Source organism: Flavobacterium sp. GP15 (genome assembly GCF_014281985.1).
GTDB classification, from domain to species: domain Bacteria; phylum Bacteroidota; class Bacteroidia; order Flavobacteriales; family Flavobacteriaceae; genus Flavobacterium; species Flavobacterium pygoscelis.
On the sequence record NZ_JACFTC010000001.1, the window covers coordinates 784,892 to 801,299 of the forward strand.

Consider the following 16,408-nt stretch of genomic DNA (forward strand, 5'->3'; position numbering starts at 1 on the left):
CTAGATTCATATTTTTTTTGCCAGCAATTAAATACTATCTTGAAATACCTATAAAAAAAAATGCCCTTAAGAAAATTTCTTAAGGGCATTTTTAATGTTTTTTTTCTAGAAACCGTAATTTACTCCTAATCCAAAAACCTCTCTAACTTGTACTGCTTGTATTGAGTTATCATCATAAATAGCTTGAACAGCAACATTGGCAGATAAGTATTTATTAATTTTCATTACTACATTCATCTGGTAATCAACATCTACATTCTGAGGTTTATCAAGATAATTAGCGTATAAATTTAATCTGTTTTCAATACTTACGTTAGTCATTAAATTGAGCTTATAGTATCCTGAAACACTAGCACCAAATTCAAATCTTGAAGAATCCCCTTGTAAGACGCCAAATGAAGGTCCTAATTCTGTAAAATGAGGATGTACAACGATTAGTTTTGCAGTTGCAGGTGAAAAATTGACACTTAAATTATCATTTTTCTTCCATAAAATTCCGGGACCGAACTGAAAATAAGCAGGAGAAAAGAAATGAGAAATTTTCACACCTTCTTTATCTAAACCAGTATCCATCTGAGTTTTAAAATTAAAAAACATAGAGTAATACCATTCACCACATGCTTTTTTACCCCAAAGTGAATTTAGTTCTAAGCGATCATCTGTCTTAGCTGTTTTAGCATCTCCTTTTATTTTGCTTAAACCATAAGCTAAAATAAATTTGTTGTCCCATACAACGTCTCCATTTTTATAATTGAAGTCATAGTTGATGCCTAAATTTCCAGCTATGTTTGAAGTTCCACCACCTAACCACTGTTTGTTATAAGCTGATTGATTAAAAAGTATAGAAATATTTCCTTTTTTAGTCCAAAGTTTGATGGTGTCTTTCTCGGTTTCCTGAGCCTGAAGGGACATAAAACTAGAAACAAAGAGTAAAGCAAATGCTATTTTTTTCATGAAATTGCTATTTAAAAGTTTTACCAAAATTAAATAATTTTATGGGAACACTATATTTTTTGAAATTAAACTTTACTATTAGTCTTATATAAAGGAACAGCCGAACACGCTTCTCCGTACATAATACTTCTGGCAAAGGGTTGTAAATAATGAGCTGCTAATACATAAGCGCGCATAGGTACTGGCTTTCTAGAGCATCCTTTTATTATTATGGGTTTATTTGTATATACTGAATAATCGATTTTAGAGAGCAGTTCCTCATAAAGAGAAGATTCTAAATCTTCAATAGTTCCATTAATTATTTTTTTTGCAAATGGTGCCAATTGTATCGCAACTAAAATAGAAGCCCATGCGGGAACAATTGCATCCGTACTGCAATTAATAGCCACAAATTGGTCTTTATACTGTGCCCAATCGTAATTTTTAAGCTCTTCTCTGAAATCTTTTTCTTTGAGCAAAAAGCCTTCTATAAGCCATTGAGAAATATCTATTTGTGCACGAATTCCTTTGGGATAATAATCTTCGAGATCAAAAATTTCTAAAACACTATTGGCTACTTTATTTATTATCTCTTCCATATTTAAGTCTTAAACACAAAAGTCATAAAGCAAATTTTGTAGACTTTATGACTTTTTATTTTTTTAATAATTATAGCATTCCTAATTCAAGCTTTGCTTCTTCACTCATTAAATCTTTGCTCCAAGGCGGATCAAATGTAATTTCTACTTCAGCGTCTTTCACATTTTCTATCGATCTTACTTTCTCTTCGACTTCTCTAGGTAAACTTTCCGCTACAGGACAGTTTGGAGAAGTAAGTGTCATCAGGATTTTAACTTCGAAATCAGTATTTACCATTACGTCGTAAATCAATCCTAATTCATAAATATCTACAGGGATTTCAGGATCGTAAATTGTTTTTAATATTTTTACGATTGATTCTCCTAACTCGGTGGTGTCTATTTCTTGTTCCATTATTGTTGTTGTTTTGTTATTTTAATATATATGACTTTTCGGTTAAAACATATAAGCCATTTAAGTTTTTATTTTTATTTAAAACTACCTATTTAATCTATTTCTATCCAATTTGAATAACATAAGTTACATTCATTATGATAGTCGATAGTTGTGTGAATATTATACTGAAAATAATTTATTTACTAATCTTTAAGTTGTGAATAAAGTTTATTTACTAATGTTTTTTGACCTTCAAAGAATATATTTTTAACATTAAAATTGATCAGTAAACCAATTGGTACATTTAATAAGTTCATATAAGTTAGTAACTGTGCATCAAATATTGGATTAACTTCATTAACTGATTTTAATTCAACAACTAGAGCATTTTCAACGAACAAATCACATCTTAATTTAGATTGTAATTCGAACCCTTTATATTTTAAAGGAATTATTAATTCTGATGAAAAATTTATTTGTCGTATTTCTAATTCTTTTTTAAGGCATTGATGATATACGTCTTCCAATAGACCGGGGCCAATACTTTTATGAACTTCAATTGCTGCTCCATTTACCTGATAGACTAGATCTTTTAGAAAACTTTTTGTGAAATTCATATCTATCAGATTATTATCAAATTAAAATCTTTAATTGTATTAAAAATCTTAAATGACTTATATGTTAAAACTAATTTTGAGTATTAAATGCCAAAGCATACATTTTAATGTTTTTTATCATCGAAACCAATCCATTGGCTCTTGTTGGAGACAAATGCTCTTTTAAGCCTATTTCGTCAATAAAATTCATGTCTGCGTCTAAAATATCTTTAGCACTTTGATTCGAGAACGTACGAATTAAAATAGCGATAATTCCTTTTGTCAAAATAGCATCGCTATCAGCTGTAAAAACTATTTTATCATCATTTTGTTCCCCTTGCAACCACACTTTAGATTGGCAACCTTTGATTAAATTAGTGTCTGTTTTGAATTCTTCTTTGATTAAAGGAAGTTTTTTTCCAAGTTCGATGATGTATTCATAACGCTCCATCCAGTCATCAAACATCGAAAATTCATCAACGATTTCTTCTTGTATTTCTTTAATTTTCATAGTAATCTGAATTTATTTCAGTATTATTCTTTTTTAACAAATGAGTTTATTTTATCTACTAATTTCTTAATTTCTTTGGGTGGAAAACCATCGTCAAAACTTGTTGATTCGTAGGTTTTGTCTTTATAAGTGATTTTTAAATTAGCAATTGCAGCACCATCATAAAAACGTTTTTCAGTGGGAGCTTTGTACTGAGCCAATTCCTCTAATTTAGTTTCCTTAAAATAAAGCCCTAACTCATTCCAGTCAGCATCTGTTATTTTTTTAGGAACAAGTTTTTTATTATTATCTCTATCATTAGAAACCGTAATTTCTTGATTTTTAATGCTTATTTGTTGGTAAAAACCTCTAGTGTTTGCTGTATATTCTAAAACTACTGCATCCATGTTTTGATTTTTTGGGCTATCGCAACCTTTACTAAATACAACGGTCAAAATTAATAAGGAAAGTAATTTCATAATTTTATTTTTTTTAAGAGAGCATGAGTTTTGCTTTTTTTACTGCTTCCACCATACTATCAATTTCTTCTTTGGTGTTATAAAAAGCAAACGAAGCTCTAATGGTTCCTGGAATATTAAAAAACTGCATAATTGGTTGTGCACAATGATGTCCAGTTCTAACTGCTATTCCTAGTTTGTCAATTATGGTGCCAATATCATACGGATGAATTCCTTCTATATTAAAAGAAATTACGGAAGTTTTTTCTTTCGCTGTACCAAAGATTTTCAAACCTTCAATTTCTAATAATCGTTTGGTTCCGTATTCTAATAATTCTAATTCTTGTTTCTGAATATTTTCAAAACCAACTTCATTCATATAATCTACAGCTGTTCCTAAAACAATTCCACCCGCTATGTTTGGTGTTCCGGCTTCAAACTTGTGAGGAAGTTCAGCATAAGTAGTTTTTTCGAAAGTTACTTCTTTGATCATTTCACCACCACCTTGATAGGGCGGTAATTTATTTAACCAAGCTTCTTTTCCGTATAAAATTCCGGTTCCGGTGGGTCCACATATTTTATGACCTGAGAAGACGTAGAAATCACAATCTAATTCTTGAACATCTGGTTTTAAATGTGGGACCGCTTGAGCACCATCAATTAAAACAGCAGCTCCATATTTATGTGCTTCATCAATCATATATTTAATAGGATTGACCGTTCCTAAAGCGTTCGAAATATGATTTACGGTAACAATTTTGGTTTTATCCGAAAGTAATTTATCGTATTCAGCCATTATCAATTCGCCATTTTCATTCATAGGAATCACTCGCAAGATAGCTCCAGTTTTCTCGCATAACATTTGCCAAGGCACAATATTACTATGATGTTCCAATGCCGAAACTAAAATTTCATCACCTGCTTTCAGTAACGAAGCAAATCCATTAGCAACTAAATTGATTCCGTGCGTTGTTCCCGAAGTGAAAAGTACTTCATTTGAGAATGTTGCATTGATATGGTTTTGAATTTTACCACGGGATATTTCATAGGCATCGGTTGCCAATTGGCTTAGCGTGTGTACGCCACGATGAATGTTTGCATTAATTTCTTGATAGTATTTGGATATCGCATCAATCACTACTTGTGGCTTTTGCGAAGTAGCTCCGTTATCAAAATAAACCAATGGTTTACCATTTACCTTTTGAGAAAGAATAGGAAAATCTGCTCTAATTTTATTTATATCTAGCATAATTATTTAGAAAAGTTCTAAATACAAAAGTAATGAAAAACCGTACCGTTTAAGCTATGAATTAATTAATTTTTATGATTGTTTCTTATACTTTAATAGAAATATCTTATTGAATTTTAGTTTGATTATTTTATTAAATTGCATTAAATTAATTGTTTACCAATATGAAAAAATTATTTAAGTTCCTTGGTCTTGCCTTACTTATAGCGATAGTATATTTAGGATTTACTATTTATCCTAAATTAGATTTAATTTCAGGCTTCTCCGCCAAAAGTATTGCTTCGGGACATTTTATTGATGGTCGTTCTCAACAAATGATTGAGAAAGGAGATAATGATATCAAATTGATTGATTTGGCAAAGAATACTATTAATGAAGCAGGGAAATTTGCAATAGCTTCTGTTTATGGTTTAAAAGAACGAAAAGCAATTTATCGCGAAGGTTTAGGCGCAACATTAATTACAGCTGATTTTGATGAGAGTAAGCCTTATGAAGTTCCAAAAAGAACTAAAACAAGTAGCAATTTACCATTTCCTTATGGGAATTTGGAACCGAAAGACACTATTTTTGATAATGTAGATTATACTAAATTGAATGCTGCTGTTGCCAATGCTTTTGATAAAAAAGGCGAAATCAATAAAAGAACACGTTCTGTTTTAGTAATTTATAAAGACAAAATCATTGCTGAAAAATATGATACAGGATTTACAAAAGATAGTAAAATTTTAGGTTGGTCCATGACAAAAAGTATTACGGCTACGATGTTTGGAATTCTTCAAAAACAAGGAAAATATGATATTTACAAACCAGCTCCTATAAATGAATGGCAAAATGATGATCGTAAAATAATCACCACTAATGATTTATTGCATATGAATTCCGGTCTGGAATGGGAGGAAAATTATAGCACAATTTGCGATGCTACTAATATGCTTTTTCAAGAGAAAGATATGTCAAGATCGCAACTAGTAAAACCAGTGGCTTTTAGACCTAACACACATTGGAATTATTCTTCAGGAACTACCAATTTGTTATCAGGAATTTTGAGAAAGCAATTTAAAACCCAAAAAGAATATCTTGATTTTTGGTACACAGATTTAATTGACAGAATAGGAATGAACTCGATGGTAATCGAGACGGATATGAAAGGGAATTTTGTGGGTTCGTCTTATGGCTGGGCAACAACAAGAGATTGGGCTAAGTTTGGCTTATTGTATTTGCATAAAGGAAACTGGAATGGCGATCAAGTCTTTGATGAAAGTTGGGCAAAATATGTAGCAACTCCTACAAATGGATCTAAAGGTGATTACGGTGGACATTTCTGGCTAAACGCTGGCGGCAGATATGCTGATGCGCCAAGAGATTTGTATTCTTGTAACGGTTTTCAAGGACAGAAAGTATTTATTATTCCGTCACTCGATTTAGTAATCGTCAGAATGGGATTGACGGAAGATGCGAAATTTGATGTAAACGGAATGTTGAAAGGAATAATAGGGAGTTTGAATTTAACCACAAAGAGCACAAAGTAAAAAAACAAAAAGGTCACAAAGTTCAGTTATAAACTTTGTGACCTTTGCTTAATTTTTGTGGTTAAAACTACAAATCAAATCCCATTTTAACGCCTAGTTTGGTAGCGATAATTTTGGTGATTCTTTGTTTTAATTCGGGTATTTTTATGTTTTCGATAACCGCATTCGAGAAGGCATACATCAATAATGCTTTAGCTTCTTTCTGAGGAATTCCACGTTGTTGCATATAGAATAAAGCAGTTTCGTCTAATTGGCCAACAGTACAACCGTGAGAACATTTTACATCATCTGCAAAAATCTCTAACTGTGGTTTAGCATTAATAGTTGCTTTATCGCTCAACAATATGTTGTTGCTTTTTTGGAAAGCATTTGTTTTTTGAGCTTCTTTTTCTACATATACTTTACCATTGAAAACTCCCGTTGCACGATCTGAGTAAATTCCTTTGTAATCTTGGAAACTTTCACAATTGGGAGTGGCGTGATTTACTAAAGTATAATGATCCACATGTTGCTTTTCGCCAATAATTGTAATTCCGTTTAACGTACTTGTCAATCTTTCACCAAAGTGATAGAAATTCAAATTGTTTCTAGTTAAATTTCCTCCAAAAGAAAAAGTATGTACATAAACATGACTTTCTTGTTGCTGAGAAACGAAAGTATTATCGATCAAGTTCGCTTCATGAGTATCATTTTGAATTTTGTAATAATCTACAATAGCGCGTTTTTCGGCGAAAATTTCAGTAACAGAATTCGTAAGTACTGGATTTTCATTTAAACTTTGATGACGTTCTATAATTTGAACATGCGAGTTTTCACCCACAATCACTAAATTTCTTGGTTGCACCAATAGTGCTGCTTCATTTCCTGTAGAGAAATACATGATTTCAATAGGTTTTGGCGCTACTTTACCTTTCGGAATATTGATGTAAGCACCTTCATTGGCGAAAGCCGTATTTAATGAAGTTAAGCTATCGTCTTTATTCGCGATTTGATTAAAATATTTGTCAATAACCATTTTGTATTTTGGTTTGTTCAATGCCGAAGCCATCAAACAAACGTCAATTCCTTCATGAGTTGTTGACGATAAATGCGAACTAAAAACACCATCAACAAAAACCACTTTATAAGTGTCTACTTCGTTTAAAAAGTACTTACTAACTTGGCTAAATTCGATTGAATTTTCATGCTTTGGAAAAACAGTAAAGTCATTTTTTAAAATGGCATTTAATGAAGTGTATTTCCAAGCTTCTTCTTTTTTGGATGGGAATCCTTTATTTTCAAAGTTTTTTATAGCAGCAGTTCGAAGATCATGAAGTTCAGAGTGAACATCAATTTGCTCTTCAAAAGCCATAAAAGACGATAGTAATTTTTCTTTTAATTCCATTTTTAATTAAGTCTTAAAGTTGAAACTCAAAAGCCAAAAGACTTAAGATAGTCAACGAAATGTTATTTTGAGTGTTCTAAATTATAAATTAGAGAGGAATTCCCTTTTCTAATTTAGATTTAAAACTTTTAGAGTTTTGATAAATATTTAATAAAACCACTTAACCACTTTGATATTTCAGTTAGGCATTCTAATAAAATTTCAAACTCTTCTTTTGTAATATATTCTAAATCGTACGCCAAATATAATTGAGAACGGACTTCTCCAGCTGATGCTTTCGCGCTACATATAAAAAGTAAATAAACTCTTTATCTGTATTTCGTTCAAAGCCTTCAGCAATATTTGAGGATATAGAGATTGATACCAGTCTAATCTGTCTAAATAAGTCAAAGTCTTTTCTAATATTAAAGCTTTTGGTATTTGAATATATTCTTCTATTAAAAAACTCTTGATTTTTGCCAAGAATTAATTTCTTCGAAAGAATTAAATTTACCTATTCTTTTTTTCTTTTGACTTTATGACCTTAGACTTTAAACTAAATTTTCAGCTTTGATCCAATCGTATCCTTTTTCCTCTAATTCTAGCGCTAAACTAGCATCACCAGATTTTACAATTTTTCCGTCCATAAGAACGTGAACAAAATCAGGAACGATATAATCTAATAAACGTTGGTAGTGTGTAATTACAACCACAGCGTTTTTATCACTTTTCAATTTGTTTACACCATTAGCAACAATACGCAAGGCATCAATGTCAAGTCCAGAATCAGTTTCATCAAGAATCGCTAATTTTGGTTCTAACATTGCCATCTGGAAAATCTCGTTACGTTTTTTCTCACCACCAGAGAAACCTTCGTTAAGAGAACGAGACAAAAATTTTCTGTCAATTTCTAATAATTCTGATTTTTCACGAATTACTTTTAGCATTTGGTTTGCTGGCATTTCTTCCAGACCTTGTGCTTTACGAGTTTCGTTTATAGCTGTTCTCATGAAGTTTGTTACTGAAACTCCTGGAATTTCTACTGGATATTGGAACGAAAGAAACACCCCTTTGTGCGCTCTTTCTTCTGGTGCCAAATCAGCAAGATCTTCTCCATCTAATGAAATTTCTCCTCCTGTTACTTCGTAGTTTTCGTTTCCTGCAATGATAGAAGCTAAAGTACTTTTACCAGCACCGTTTGGTCCCATTATCGCATGAACTTCTCCTGCTTTTACTTCAAGATTAATTCCTTTTAATATTTCTTTGTCGCCAATTGTGGCATGTAAATTTTTTATTGATAACATGTTGTCTTTATTTATTCGTAATGACCTTTAACTGAAAGGATATTTAATATTTCTATTGTTTTTTCGTCTATAATCTCATAAACTAATCTATGTTCTTTATCAATTCTTCGAGACCATACTCCAGATAAATTATGTTTCAACTGTTCTGGTTTTCCAATGCCTTCATAAGGACTTCTTTGAATGTCTCGTAATAATTTAGATATTTTCTTTAGAATTTTCTTCTTCCCTGATTTGTTCCAAAGTAATATGTCATTTTGCGCTTTTTTAGAAAAAACTATTTCCATAGTTTGTCTATTTCTTCCAATGACATTTTTATTCCTTTTCCTTGCTTTAATTCTTCTCTTGCTTCTAAAATTTCTTTTACAAACTCAGGGTTGTAGGGCTTTTCAATTTTTTCAATAATTTCAAATCCAAGCGACTTTGACAATGATTTTAACACTGGAAAATCTTTCTTCTTTACATTTTTTAAAACAATATCCATAGCTATTTAAATTTAAATAAATTTTCTAACCTACTGAACCTTCTAAACTAATCTCTAGCAATTTTTGAGCTTCTACTGCAAATTCCATTGGCAACTTATTCAAAACATCTTTACTAAAACCATTTACGATTAAAGCGATTGCTTTTTCAGTTGGAATACCACGTTGGTTACAATAAAAAACCTGGTCTTCACCAATTTTTGAAGTTGTAGCCTCGTGCTCAATTTTAGCCGTTGGATTTTTAGTTTCGATATATGGGAAAGTATGCGCTCCACAATTGTTACCCATAAGTAACGAGTCACATTGTGAAAAGTTTCTCGCGTTATCCGCATTAGGTCCAATTTTAACTAAACCACGGTAACTGTTTTGCGATTTTCCTGCTGAAATACCTTTAGATATAATAGTCGATTTAGTATTTTTACCTAAATGAATCATTTTCGTTCCAGTATCTGCTTGTTGGTAATTATTAGTCACAGCAATCGAATAAAATTCACCTACTGAATTATCTCCTTTTAAGATAACTGATGGATATTTCCAAGTCACAGCAGAACCAGTTTCTACTTGTGTCCAAGAAATTTTAGCGTTTTTCTCGCAGATTCCTCTTTTAGTTACAAAATTGAAAACTCCACCGATACCTTCTTTGTTTCCTGGAAACCAGTTTTGAACGGTTGAGTATTTTATTTCAGCATCTTCCATTGCGATTAATTCAACAACAGCTGCGTGTAATTGATTTTCATCACGACTTGGAGCAGTACAACCTTCAAGGTAACTTACATAACTTCCTTCGTCAGCGATTAAAAGTGTTCTTTCAAACTGTCCTGTTCCTGCTTGATTGATTCTAAAATAAGTCGAAAGTTCCATTGGACAACGTACTCCTTTTGGAATATAACAGAAAGATCCATCAGAGAAAACAGCTGAATTTAGCGCCGCGTAGAAATTGTCTTTTTGTGGTACAACAGTTCCTAAATGCTTACGAACTAATTCTGGATGTTCTTTGATCGCTTCAGAAATACTCATAAAGATAATTCCTTTTTCGCCTAATGTTTTCTTGAATGTTGTCGCTACAGAAACGGAATCTACAACAATATCCATTGCAACATTATTCATCATTTTTTGCTCATCAACAGAGATTCCTAACTTTTTATACATTTCTAAAAGTTCCGGATCTACATCATCTAATGTTTTATTAGGGTCAATAGTTTTTGGAGCTGAATAATAAGAAATAGCTTGAAAGTCGGGTTTGGTGTAATTCACATTTGCCCATTCTGGCTCAGTCATCAATTCCCAAGCACGAAAAGCTTCTAAACGCCAATCCGTCATCCATTGCGGTTCTCCTTTTTTTTGTGATATAGCGCGAACAATATCTTCATTTAAACCAATAGGAAATGTTTCAGATTCTAAATCCGTGTAAAATCCGTACTCGTATTCTTTAGTTTCGAGTTCGATTTTTAAATCGTCTTCGGTATATTTTGACATATTTTTTTGTTTAATGTTTTACAAAGAGAAACTCTCTCCGCATCCACAAGTTCTGTTGGCATTAGGATTGTTAAAAACGAATCCTTTGCCATTTATTCCTCCTGAAAATTCTAAAATTGTTCCAGCCAAGTATAGAAAAGATTTTTTTTCTACAGCTATGGTTATGTCGTTGTCAATGAAAATCTTATCATCTTCATTTTTGGTTTTATCAAATTTCAAATCATAAGACAATCCAGAACATCCGCCGCTTTTTACACCAACTCTCACGTAGTCTGTTGCAGCATCAAAACCATCATCTGACATTAGATCGATGATTTTTTTTCTTGCAGTGTCAGAAACTTTTATCATAAGTTCGTTTTTATTTGTTTTTATAAGTTCTGTAGCTCAAAAAATCAATTTAGTTCGATTTTTTAATTTACTATCGCACCTTATATTGATTTTGTCTAAATTAAGCACAAAGATAGTATATAAAATGCTTTTTCCATAACGGATAACATTTTTATAACTAATCATCAAATAGAAAAAAGTTATTTGTAAGGGCGAATCGGATTTGAATTCCTTAACTTTGAATTCTTTCAAAATTTACAACATACATGAAATTATATCCTATAGAAACCGGAAATTTTAAATTGGATGGTGGCGCTATGTTTGGAGTGGTGCCTAAAACGATTTGGAATAAAACAAATCCAGCAGATGAAAACAACTTAATTGATATTGCCGCTCGCTGTTTGTTAATTGAAGATGGTAATAAACTGATTCTGATAGATACTGGAATGGGTAACAAACAATCGGAAAAGTTCTTTGGTTATTATTCCCTTTGGGGAAGCCATTCGATGGATAAGTCTTTAGCAAAATACGGTTTTCACCGAGATGATATTACCGATGTTTTTATGACGCATTTGCATTTTGACCACTGTGGAGGAAGCGTACAATGGAACTCAGCTAAGACAGGTTATGAACCTGCTTTTAAAAACGCTAAATTCTGGAGCAATAAAGGCCATTGGGAATGGGCTACAAAACCAAACCCGAGAGAGAAAGCCTCTTTTTTGTCTGAGAATATTTTGCCAATGCAAGAAAGTGGACAGTTGCATTTTATTGAGAAACCAGAAGGAGATTTTCTAGCAGAATCAGAACTTGGTTTTGGTATTTTCTTTACCGACGGACATACTGAAAAACAGATGATTCCGCACATAAAATATAAAGATAAAACTATCGCTTTTTGTGCTGATTTATTGGCTACAGCAGGGCATATTCCTATACCTTATGTAATGGGTTATGATACGCGACCTTTATTAACCATGCCAGAGAAAACAAAATTTCTTACTGCGGCTGCAGATAATAATTATTTTTTATTCTTAGAACATGACGCACACAATGAAATTATAACAGTTCAGCACACCGAAAAAGGCGTTCGATTAAACGAGGTTTTTAGCTGTGAAGAAGTCTTAATGTAGTGTTAATAAGAGTTGACGTTGTAACAAAAAAAATTATTTTAGACAAATATTTCAAAAATTAAATAGAAACGAAATGAATACCATTAAACCCATTTACATATCTGCCTTCGCTTTGTTAATTTTGGCAGGATGTGGTACAACAAAACAGGTTGTAAAAACTACTGATCATGTTGCTATAACTGCTCCTTTAAATGTTCATAAAAAGGCACCATTAACCGAAATGGAACTAAAACGATGGAGTCATTTAGATATCGTAAACGATACCATTCCTGGGATGAGTGTAGATAGAGCTTATGCTGAATTATTAAAAGATAAAAAAGGAGTGCCTGTAATTGTTGGAATTGTAGATTCAGGAGTAGATATTGAGCACGAAGATCTTAAATCAGTACTTTGGACTAATACTAAAGAAATTCCTGGTAACGGAATAGACGATGATAATAATGGTTATATAGATGACATTCACGGTTGGAATTTTCTGGGTGATATCACTAAGGAAAATTTAGAATACGAAAGGATTATAAAAGATAAAAGCATAGCAGATGATGCAACTTATCAAGCAGCAAAAGCAACGAACGATAAAAAAGTTGCTGAGGCAGTTATGGGTAAATCTCGTTTAGAAGAAATGCTAGCTGCTATAAAAGAAGGTGATGCCGTTTTGGTAAAACATTTTGGTAAACTTGTATATACTATTGAAGATGTTAAAGCAATAACTTCAAAAGATGCTGCAGTAGAAAAAAGTAAAACAGTGATGCAAAGAATGCTTTCTTTTGGTTTGCCTGTGGCTGAATTAAAAGAGGCAATCGAAAAAGATCTTGAGGATTCTAAAGCACTAGTTAGTGGAGAAAATCTTAAAACAGATTACCGTAAAGTGTTAGGAGATAATCCAAACGATATTAAAGATGTGAAATACGGAAACAATAATGTAATGGGTCCAGACAAGAAAGAAATTCTTCATGGTACGCACGTTGCAGGTATTGTAGCTCAAAGTAGACACAATGATTTAGGTGGAGATGGTGTTGCTAATAATGTTCAAATTCTTACTGTTCGTGCAGTGCCAGACGGTGATGAGTACGATAAAGATATTGCTTTAGGGATTCGTTATGCAGTAGATAATGGAGCTAAAGTAATTAATGGAAGTTTTGGAAAAAGTTTTTCTCCGCACAAACAATGGGTTTATGACGCTATAAAATATGCAGAATCAAAAGATGTATTGTTTGTTCATGCAGCCGGTAATGATGCAAAAGATATTGATTATGCAGATAATTATCCAACAGACGCAGATGATAAAAAAACGGAATATGCAGATAATGTAATCACTATTGGAGCCTTAAATTATGAATACGGCGATAAAGTAGTGGCTCGTTTTTCTAATATCGGAAAAATAAATGTAGACGTTTTTGCACCAGGAGTACAAATTTATGCTACTACGCCAAACAATACTTACCAGTATTTACAAGGAACTTCAATGGCTGCACCTAATGTTGCTGGTGTTGCTGCATTGATCCGTTCTTATTATCCAAAATTATCAGCAAAACAAGTAAAACAAATTTTGATGGATTCTGGAGTGGCCATTACAACTAATGTAATTGTAGGAGGAAAAGCTAATGACACTCGTCCTTTTACGGTTTTATCTAAATCAGGAAAAATAGTAAATGCCTATAATGCTTTATTGATGGCAGAAAAAATGTCTAAATAATACGAATAGTTAAATCATTCACTTAATGGAAGGGCAATTTGTCCTTCCATTTATATTTTAATTTAATATGAAAAAAATAATAGTATTCGCATTTCTTACTCTAAGTTTTGGAACTGCATTCGCTCAGAATAATGCCTATTGGCAGCAACACGTTGATTACAAAATGGACGTGACGATGGATGTTAAAAATTATAAATACAACGGGAAACAAGAGTTAGTCTACACAAATAACTCATCGGATACTTTAAAGAAAGTTTATTATCACTTGTACAATAATGCTTTTCAACCCGGAAGCGAAATGGATGCCAGGGTGCAAACCATAAAAGATCCAGATGCAAGAATGGTAAATAAAATAAAAGTAGATGGAAAAGACGTTAAAGAAAGCCGAATCAAAACTTTAAAACCAAATGAAATAGGGTATTTGAACATTACTAATTTCAAACAAGATGGTGTAACAGCTGCAACAAAAACGGCAGGGACAATTCTTGAAGTTACTTTGGCTAAACCAATTTTACCTAATACAAAAACTACTTTTACATTAGATTTTGCTGGTCAAGTTCCCGTTCAAATTCGTCGTTCTGGAAGGAACAATGTTGAAGGTGTCGAGTTGTCAATGGCGCAATGGTATCCAAAAATGGCCGAATTTGATTTTGAAGGTTGGCATGCAGATCCTTATATAGCGAGAGAATTTCATGGGGTTTGGGGAAATTTTGATGTAAATATTACCATTGACAAAGATTATGTTTTAGGCGGAACAGGATATTTACAAAACAAAAACGAAATAGGATACGGATATCAAGACGCTGGAGTTGTAATATCTATTCCTAAGAAAACAAAGACTTTAACTTGGCATTTTAATGCACCAATGGTTCATGACTTTACTTGGGCTGCAGATAAAGAGTATATTCACGATGTAGTCAAAGGACCAAATAATGTTGATTTGCATTTTCTTTACAAGAACAACCCGAAATACATTCAAAATTGGAAAAATTTGCAACCAAAAACGGTTGAGTTAATGAATGTTTACAATCAAACAGTTGGAGATTATCCATACAAACAATATTCAGTGATTCAAGGTGGCGATGGCGGAATGGAATATGCCATGTGTACTTTGATCTTAGGACAAGGTACTTTTGAAGGTTTACTTGGAGTAACTGCTCATGAAATGGCACACTCTTGGTTTCAGCACGTTTTAGCTTCTAACGAATTAAAGCACGGATGGATGGATGAAGGATTTACTTCATTCCTTGAAGATTTTGGATCTAATGAAATAGCAGATAAAAAAGTAGAAAATCCATTTGCAGGAGCGTATAAAAATTATTATTCGATGGCAAATTCAGGTAAGGAATTACCACAGACTACTCATGCTGATCGCTTTGATGAAAATCGAGTTTATAGTATTACCTCTTATAGTAAAGGAGAAGTTTTCTTAGCACAATTAATTTATTTGGTTGGGAAAGAAAATCTCATGAAAACTTTAAAGAAATATTATAGTGATTTCAAATTTAAGCATCCTACTCCAAATGATATTAAAAGATCTGCAGAAAGAGTCTCTGGTGCAAATTTAGATTGGTATTTGACAGATTGGACAAAAACGACCAATACTATTGATTACGGTATAAAATCAGTTGAAGAAAACGGAGATCAAACGAAAATTAGTCTGGAAAGAATCGGTAGAATGGCTATGCCAATAGATCTTTTAGTAGAATATACAGATGGAACAATGGAGAGTTTTTATATTCCCTTGCGAATGATGAATTTTGAAAAAGAAAATCCAACGCCAGCAATCAAGAGAACGGTTCTTTCTGATTGGGCTTGGGCGTTTCCTACCAAAGAATTTACCATTGCAAAAGCAAAGAGTTCAATTAAGAAAATTACTATAGACCCAAGTGGTTTAATGGCGGATGTAAAACAAGAAAATAATGTTTACAAACAATAAAAATTTTCTAAAAATTCAAGATTGATTTATGGACATTAAATTTAATGAAGCAGGCAAAACTCTCGAAATAAAAGATGGACTAAGAAAAAATGTATTTTTAATCAAGTTTCTAATGATTTTAAATTTGATTAATTCTGTCCTAAATTTATCTGATTTGAATAGTGGTAACTTTGGATTTATAAAAATAATCTGGGCCATTTTAGGAGCTATATCAATTGTAATTCTGTATAAGTTTATTGTAAAAAAATCCTCTTTAGAGAAAGTTCCTATCGATCAAATAAAAGGATTAAAGGAACGAATTTTCATGGGTCGAAAGAAATACTTTTTAGAATTGACTAACGGTAAAAACCGGGATCTTTTAGAGGTGAAATCAGAATCAGATTTTAAGCAATTGAAAAAAATGCTTCAAAAAAATGATATACAAGTTTAAATGTAAAAGGGTGCAAATATTTATTTGCACCCTTTTT

At 32.2% G+C, this 16,408-nt stretch carries 20 protein-coding genes; 5 read left to right on the top strand and 15 right to left on the bottom strand.

The genetic code is table 11. The features are described from left to right. Positions 1-105: 105 nt before the first annotated feature. From H2650_RS03490 to H2650_RS03520, 7 genes are all read right to left on the bottom strand, one after another. The gene (locus H2650_RS03490; protein ID WP_188049361.1) at positions 106-954 is read right to left on the bottom strand and encodes a DUF3078 domain-containing protein; all 849 of its coding nucleotides are present in this window, start codon (positions 952-954) and stop codon (positions 106-108) included. 65 nt (positions 955-1,019) lie between these two features. After that, entirely contained in the window at positions 1,020-1,532 is a 513-nt protein-coding gene (locus tag H2650_RS03495) for a DUF2480 family protein (RefSeq protein WP_188049362.1), read from the bottom strand. Between the two features lie 70 nt (positions 1,533-1,602). Beyond that, positions 1,603-1,926: an SUF system Fe-S cluster assembly protein gene (locus tag H2650_RS03500; protein WP_188049363.1), complete on the bottom strand. Its 324-nt coding sequence runs from the start codon at positions 1,924-1,926 to the stop codon at positions 1,603-1,605. A 185-nt stretch (positions 1,927-2,111) separates the two neighbouring features. After that, complete coding sequence (locus H2650_RS03505; RefSeq protein ID WP_188049364.1) at positions 2,112-2,525, bottom strand: GxxExxY protein; 414 nt, start codon at positions 2,523-2,525, stop codon at positions 2,112-2,114. A 70-nt stretch (positions 2,526-2,595) separates the two neighbouring features. Continuing rightward, positions 2,596-3,015, bottom strand: coding sequence for a SufE family protein (locus tag H2650_RS03510; protein ID WP_188049365.1), 420 nt, complete (start codon positions 3,013-3,015; stop codon positions 2,596-2,598). A gap of 23 nt (positions 3,016-3,038) precedes the next feature. Further along, entirely contained in the window at positions 3,039-3,473 is a 435-nt protein-coding gene (locus H2650_RS03515; protein WP_188049366.1) for a hypothetical protein, read from the bottom strand. 13 nt (positions 3,474-3,486) lie between these two features. Beyond that, positions 3,487-4,701, bottom strand: coding sequence for an aminotransferase class V-fold PLP-dependent enzyme (locus H2650_RS03520; RefSeq protein ID WP_188049367.1), 1,215 nt, complete (start codon positions 4,699-4,701; stop codon positions 3,487-3,489). A gap of 164 nt (positions 4,702-4,865) precedes the next feature. On the opposite strand from H2650_RS03520, the gene H2650_RS03525 reads away from it, so the two are divergent. Beyond that, complete coding sequence (locus tag H2650_RS03525) at positions 4,866-6,230, top strand: serine hydrolase (protein WP_188049368.1); 1,365 nt, start codon at positions 4,866-4,868, stop codon at positions 6,228-6,230. Positions 6,231-6,297: 67 nt separating this feature from the next. On the opposite strand, the gene sufD is transcribed toward H2650_RS03525, so the two are convergent. The 8 genes from sufD to H2650_RS03560 form a co-directional block, all read right to left on the bottom strand. Then, positions 6,298-7,614 (bottom strand): Fe-S cluster assembly protein SufD, encoded by a 1,317-nt coding sequence (sufD, locus tag H2650_RS03530; protein WP_188049369.1) that lies wholly within the window; start codon positions 7,612-7,614, stop codon positions 6,298-6,300. 128 nt (positions 7,615-7,742) lie between these two features. After that, a complete protein-coding gene (locus tag H2650_RS15990; protein ID WP_370566799.1) occupies positions 7,743-7,904 on the bottom strand; it encodes a four helix bundle protein in 162 nt (53 codons plus the stop codon). Beyond that, a complete protein-coding gene (locus H2650_RS15845; RefSeq protein ID WP_370566800.1) occupies positions 7,841-8,098 on the bottom strand; it encodes a four helix bundle protein in 258 nt (85 codons plus the stop codon). Before H2650_RS15845 ends, H2650_RS15990 begins: the two co-directional genes overlap by 64 nt. Positions 8,099-8,144: 46 nt before the next feature. Then, positions 8,145-8,897: a Fe-S cluster assembly ATPase SufC gene (gene sufC, locus H2650_RS03540; RefSeq protein ID WP_188049370.1), complete on the bottom strand. Its 753-nt coding sequence runs from the start codon at positions 8,895-8,897 to the stop codon at positions 8,145-8,147. Positions 8,898-8,908: 11 nt separating this feature from the next. Beyond that, positions 8,909-9,181 (bottom strand): Txe/YoeB family addiction module toxin, encoded by a 273-nt coding sequence (locus H2650_RS03545; protein WP_188049371.1) that lies wholly within the window; start codon positions 9,179-9,181, stop codon positions 8,909-8,911. Continuing rightward, positions 9,172-9,378, bottom strand: coding sequence for a DUF2683 family protein (locus H2650_RS03550; RefSeq protein WP_188049372.1), 207 nt, complete (start codon positions 9,376-9,378; stop codon positions 9,172-9,174). Before H2650_RS03550 ends, H2650_RS03545 begins: the two co-directional genes overlap by 10 nt. A gap of 25 nt (positions 9,379-9,403) precedes the next feature. Beyond that, on the bottom strand, positions 9,404-10,852 hold the full coding sequence (gene sufB / locus H2650_RS03555; protein WP_188049373.1) for a Fe-S cluster assembly protein SufB: 1,449 nt from the start codon (positions 10,850-10,852) through the stop codon (positions 9,404-9,406). 18 nt (positions 10,853-10,870) lie between these two features. Next, a complete protein-coding gene (locus tag H2650_RS03560; RefSeq protein WP_188049374.1) occupies positions 10,871-11,200 on the bottom strand; it encodes an iron-sulfur cluster assembly accessory protein in 330 nt (109 codons plus the stop codon). 245 nt (positions 11,201-11,445) lie between these two features. Between H2650_RS03560 and H2650_RS03565 the strand changes: the two genes are divergently transcribed. The 4 genes from H2650_RS03565 to H2650_RS03580 all read left to right on the top strand — a co-directional run bounded on the left by H2650_RS03565 (position 11,446) and on the right by H2650_RS03580 (position 16,371). Then, on the top strand, positions 11,446-12,306 hold the full coding sequence (locus tag H2650_RS03565; protein WP_188049375.1) for an MBL fold metallo-hydrolase: 861 nt from the start codon (positions 11,446-11,448) through the stop codon (positions 12,304-12,306). Between the two features lie 73 nt (positions 12,307-12,379). Further along, positions 12,380-14,002, top strand: a complete 1,623-nt coding sequence (locus H2650_RS03570; protein WP_188049376.1) for a S8 family peptidase — start codon at positions 12,380-12,382, stop codon at positions 14,000-14,002. Positions 14,003-14,069: 67 nt separating this feature from the next. Beyond that, positions 14,070-15,941 (top strand): M1 family metallopeptidase, encoded by a 1,872-nt coding sequence (locus H2650_RS03575; RefSeq protein ID WP_188049377.1) that lies wholly within the window; start codon positions 14,070-14,072, stop codon positions 15,939-15,941. Between the two features lie 28 nt (positions 15,942-15,969). After that, on the top strand, positions 15,970-16,371 hold the full coding sequence (locus H2650_RS03580; protein WP_188049378.1) for a hypothetical protein: 402 nt from the start codon (positions 15,970-15,972) through the stop codon (positions 16,369-16,371). Positions 16,372-16,408 lie beyond the last annotated feature (37 nt).

Coding starts and splice junctions, on each gene's coding strand:
- H2650_RS03490 (WP_188049361.1), bottom strand. CDS start 954: ATGAAAAAAATAGCATTTGCTTTACTCTTTGTTTCTAGTTTTATGTCC.
- H2650_RS03495 (WP_188049362.1), bottom strand. CDS start 1,532: ATGGAAGAGATAATAAATAAAGTAGCCAATAGTGTTTTAGAAATTTTT.
- H2650_RS03500 (WP_188049363.1), bottom strand. CDS start 1,926: ATGGAACAAGAAATAGACACCACCGAGTTAGGAGAATCAATCGTAAAA.
- H2650_RS03505 (WP_188049364.1), bottom strand. CDS start 2,525: ATGAATTTCACAAAAAGTTTTCTAAAAGATCTAGTCTATCAGGTAAAT.
- H2650_RS03510 (WP_188049365.1), bottom strand. CDS start 3,015: ATGAAAATTAAAGAAATACAAGAAGAAATCGTTGATGAATTTTCGATG.
- H2650_RS03515 (WP_188049366.1), bottom strand. CDS start 3,473: ATGAAATTACTTTCCTTATTAATTTTGACCGTTGTATTTAGTAAAGGT.
- H2650_RS03520 (WP_188049367.1), bottom strand. CDS start 4,701: ATGCTAGATATAAATAAAATTAGAGCAGATTTTCCTATTCTTTCTCAA.
- H2650_RS03525 (WP_188049368.1), top strand. CDS start 4,866: ATGAAAAAATTATTTAAGTTCCTTGGTCTTGCCTTACTTATAGCGATA.
- sufD (WP_188049369.1), bottom strand. CDS start 7,614: ATGGAATTAAAAGAAAAATTACTATCGTCTTTTATGGCTTTTGAAGAG.
- sufC (WP_188049370.1), bottom strand. CDS start 8,897: ATGTTATCAATAAAAAATTTACATGCCACAATTGGCGACAAAGAAATA.
- H2650_RS03545 (WP_188049371.1), bottom strand. CDS start 9,181: ATGGAAATAGTTTTTTCTAAAAAAGCGCAAAATGACATATTACTTTGG.
- H2650_RS03550 (WP_188049372.1), bottom strand. CDS start 9,378: ATGGATATTGTTTTAAAAAATGTAAAGAAGAAAGATTTTCCAGTGTTA.
- sufB (WP_188049373.1), bottom strand. CDS start 10,852: ATGTCAAAATATACCGAAGACGATTTAAAAATCGAACTCGAAACTAAA.
- H2650_RS03560 (WP_188049374.1), bottom strand. CDS start 11,200: ATGATAAAAGTTTCTGACACTGCAAGAAAAAAAATCATCGATCTAATG.
- H2650_RS03565 (WP_188049375.1), top strand. CDS start 11,446: ATGAAATTATATCCTATAGAAACCGGAAATTTTAAATTGGATGGTGGC.
- H2650_RS03570 (WP_188049376.1), top strand. CDS start 12,380: ATGAATACCATTAAACCCATTTACATATCTGCCTTCGCTTTGTTAATT.
- H2650_RS03575 (WP_188049377.1), top strand. CDS start 14,070: ATGAAAAAAATAATAGTATTCGCATTTCTTACTCTAAGTTTTGGAACT.
- H2650_RS03580 (WP_188049378.1), top strand. CDS start 15,970: ATGGACATTAAATTTAATGAAGCAGGCAAAACTCTCGAAATAAAAGAT.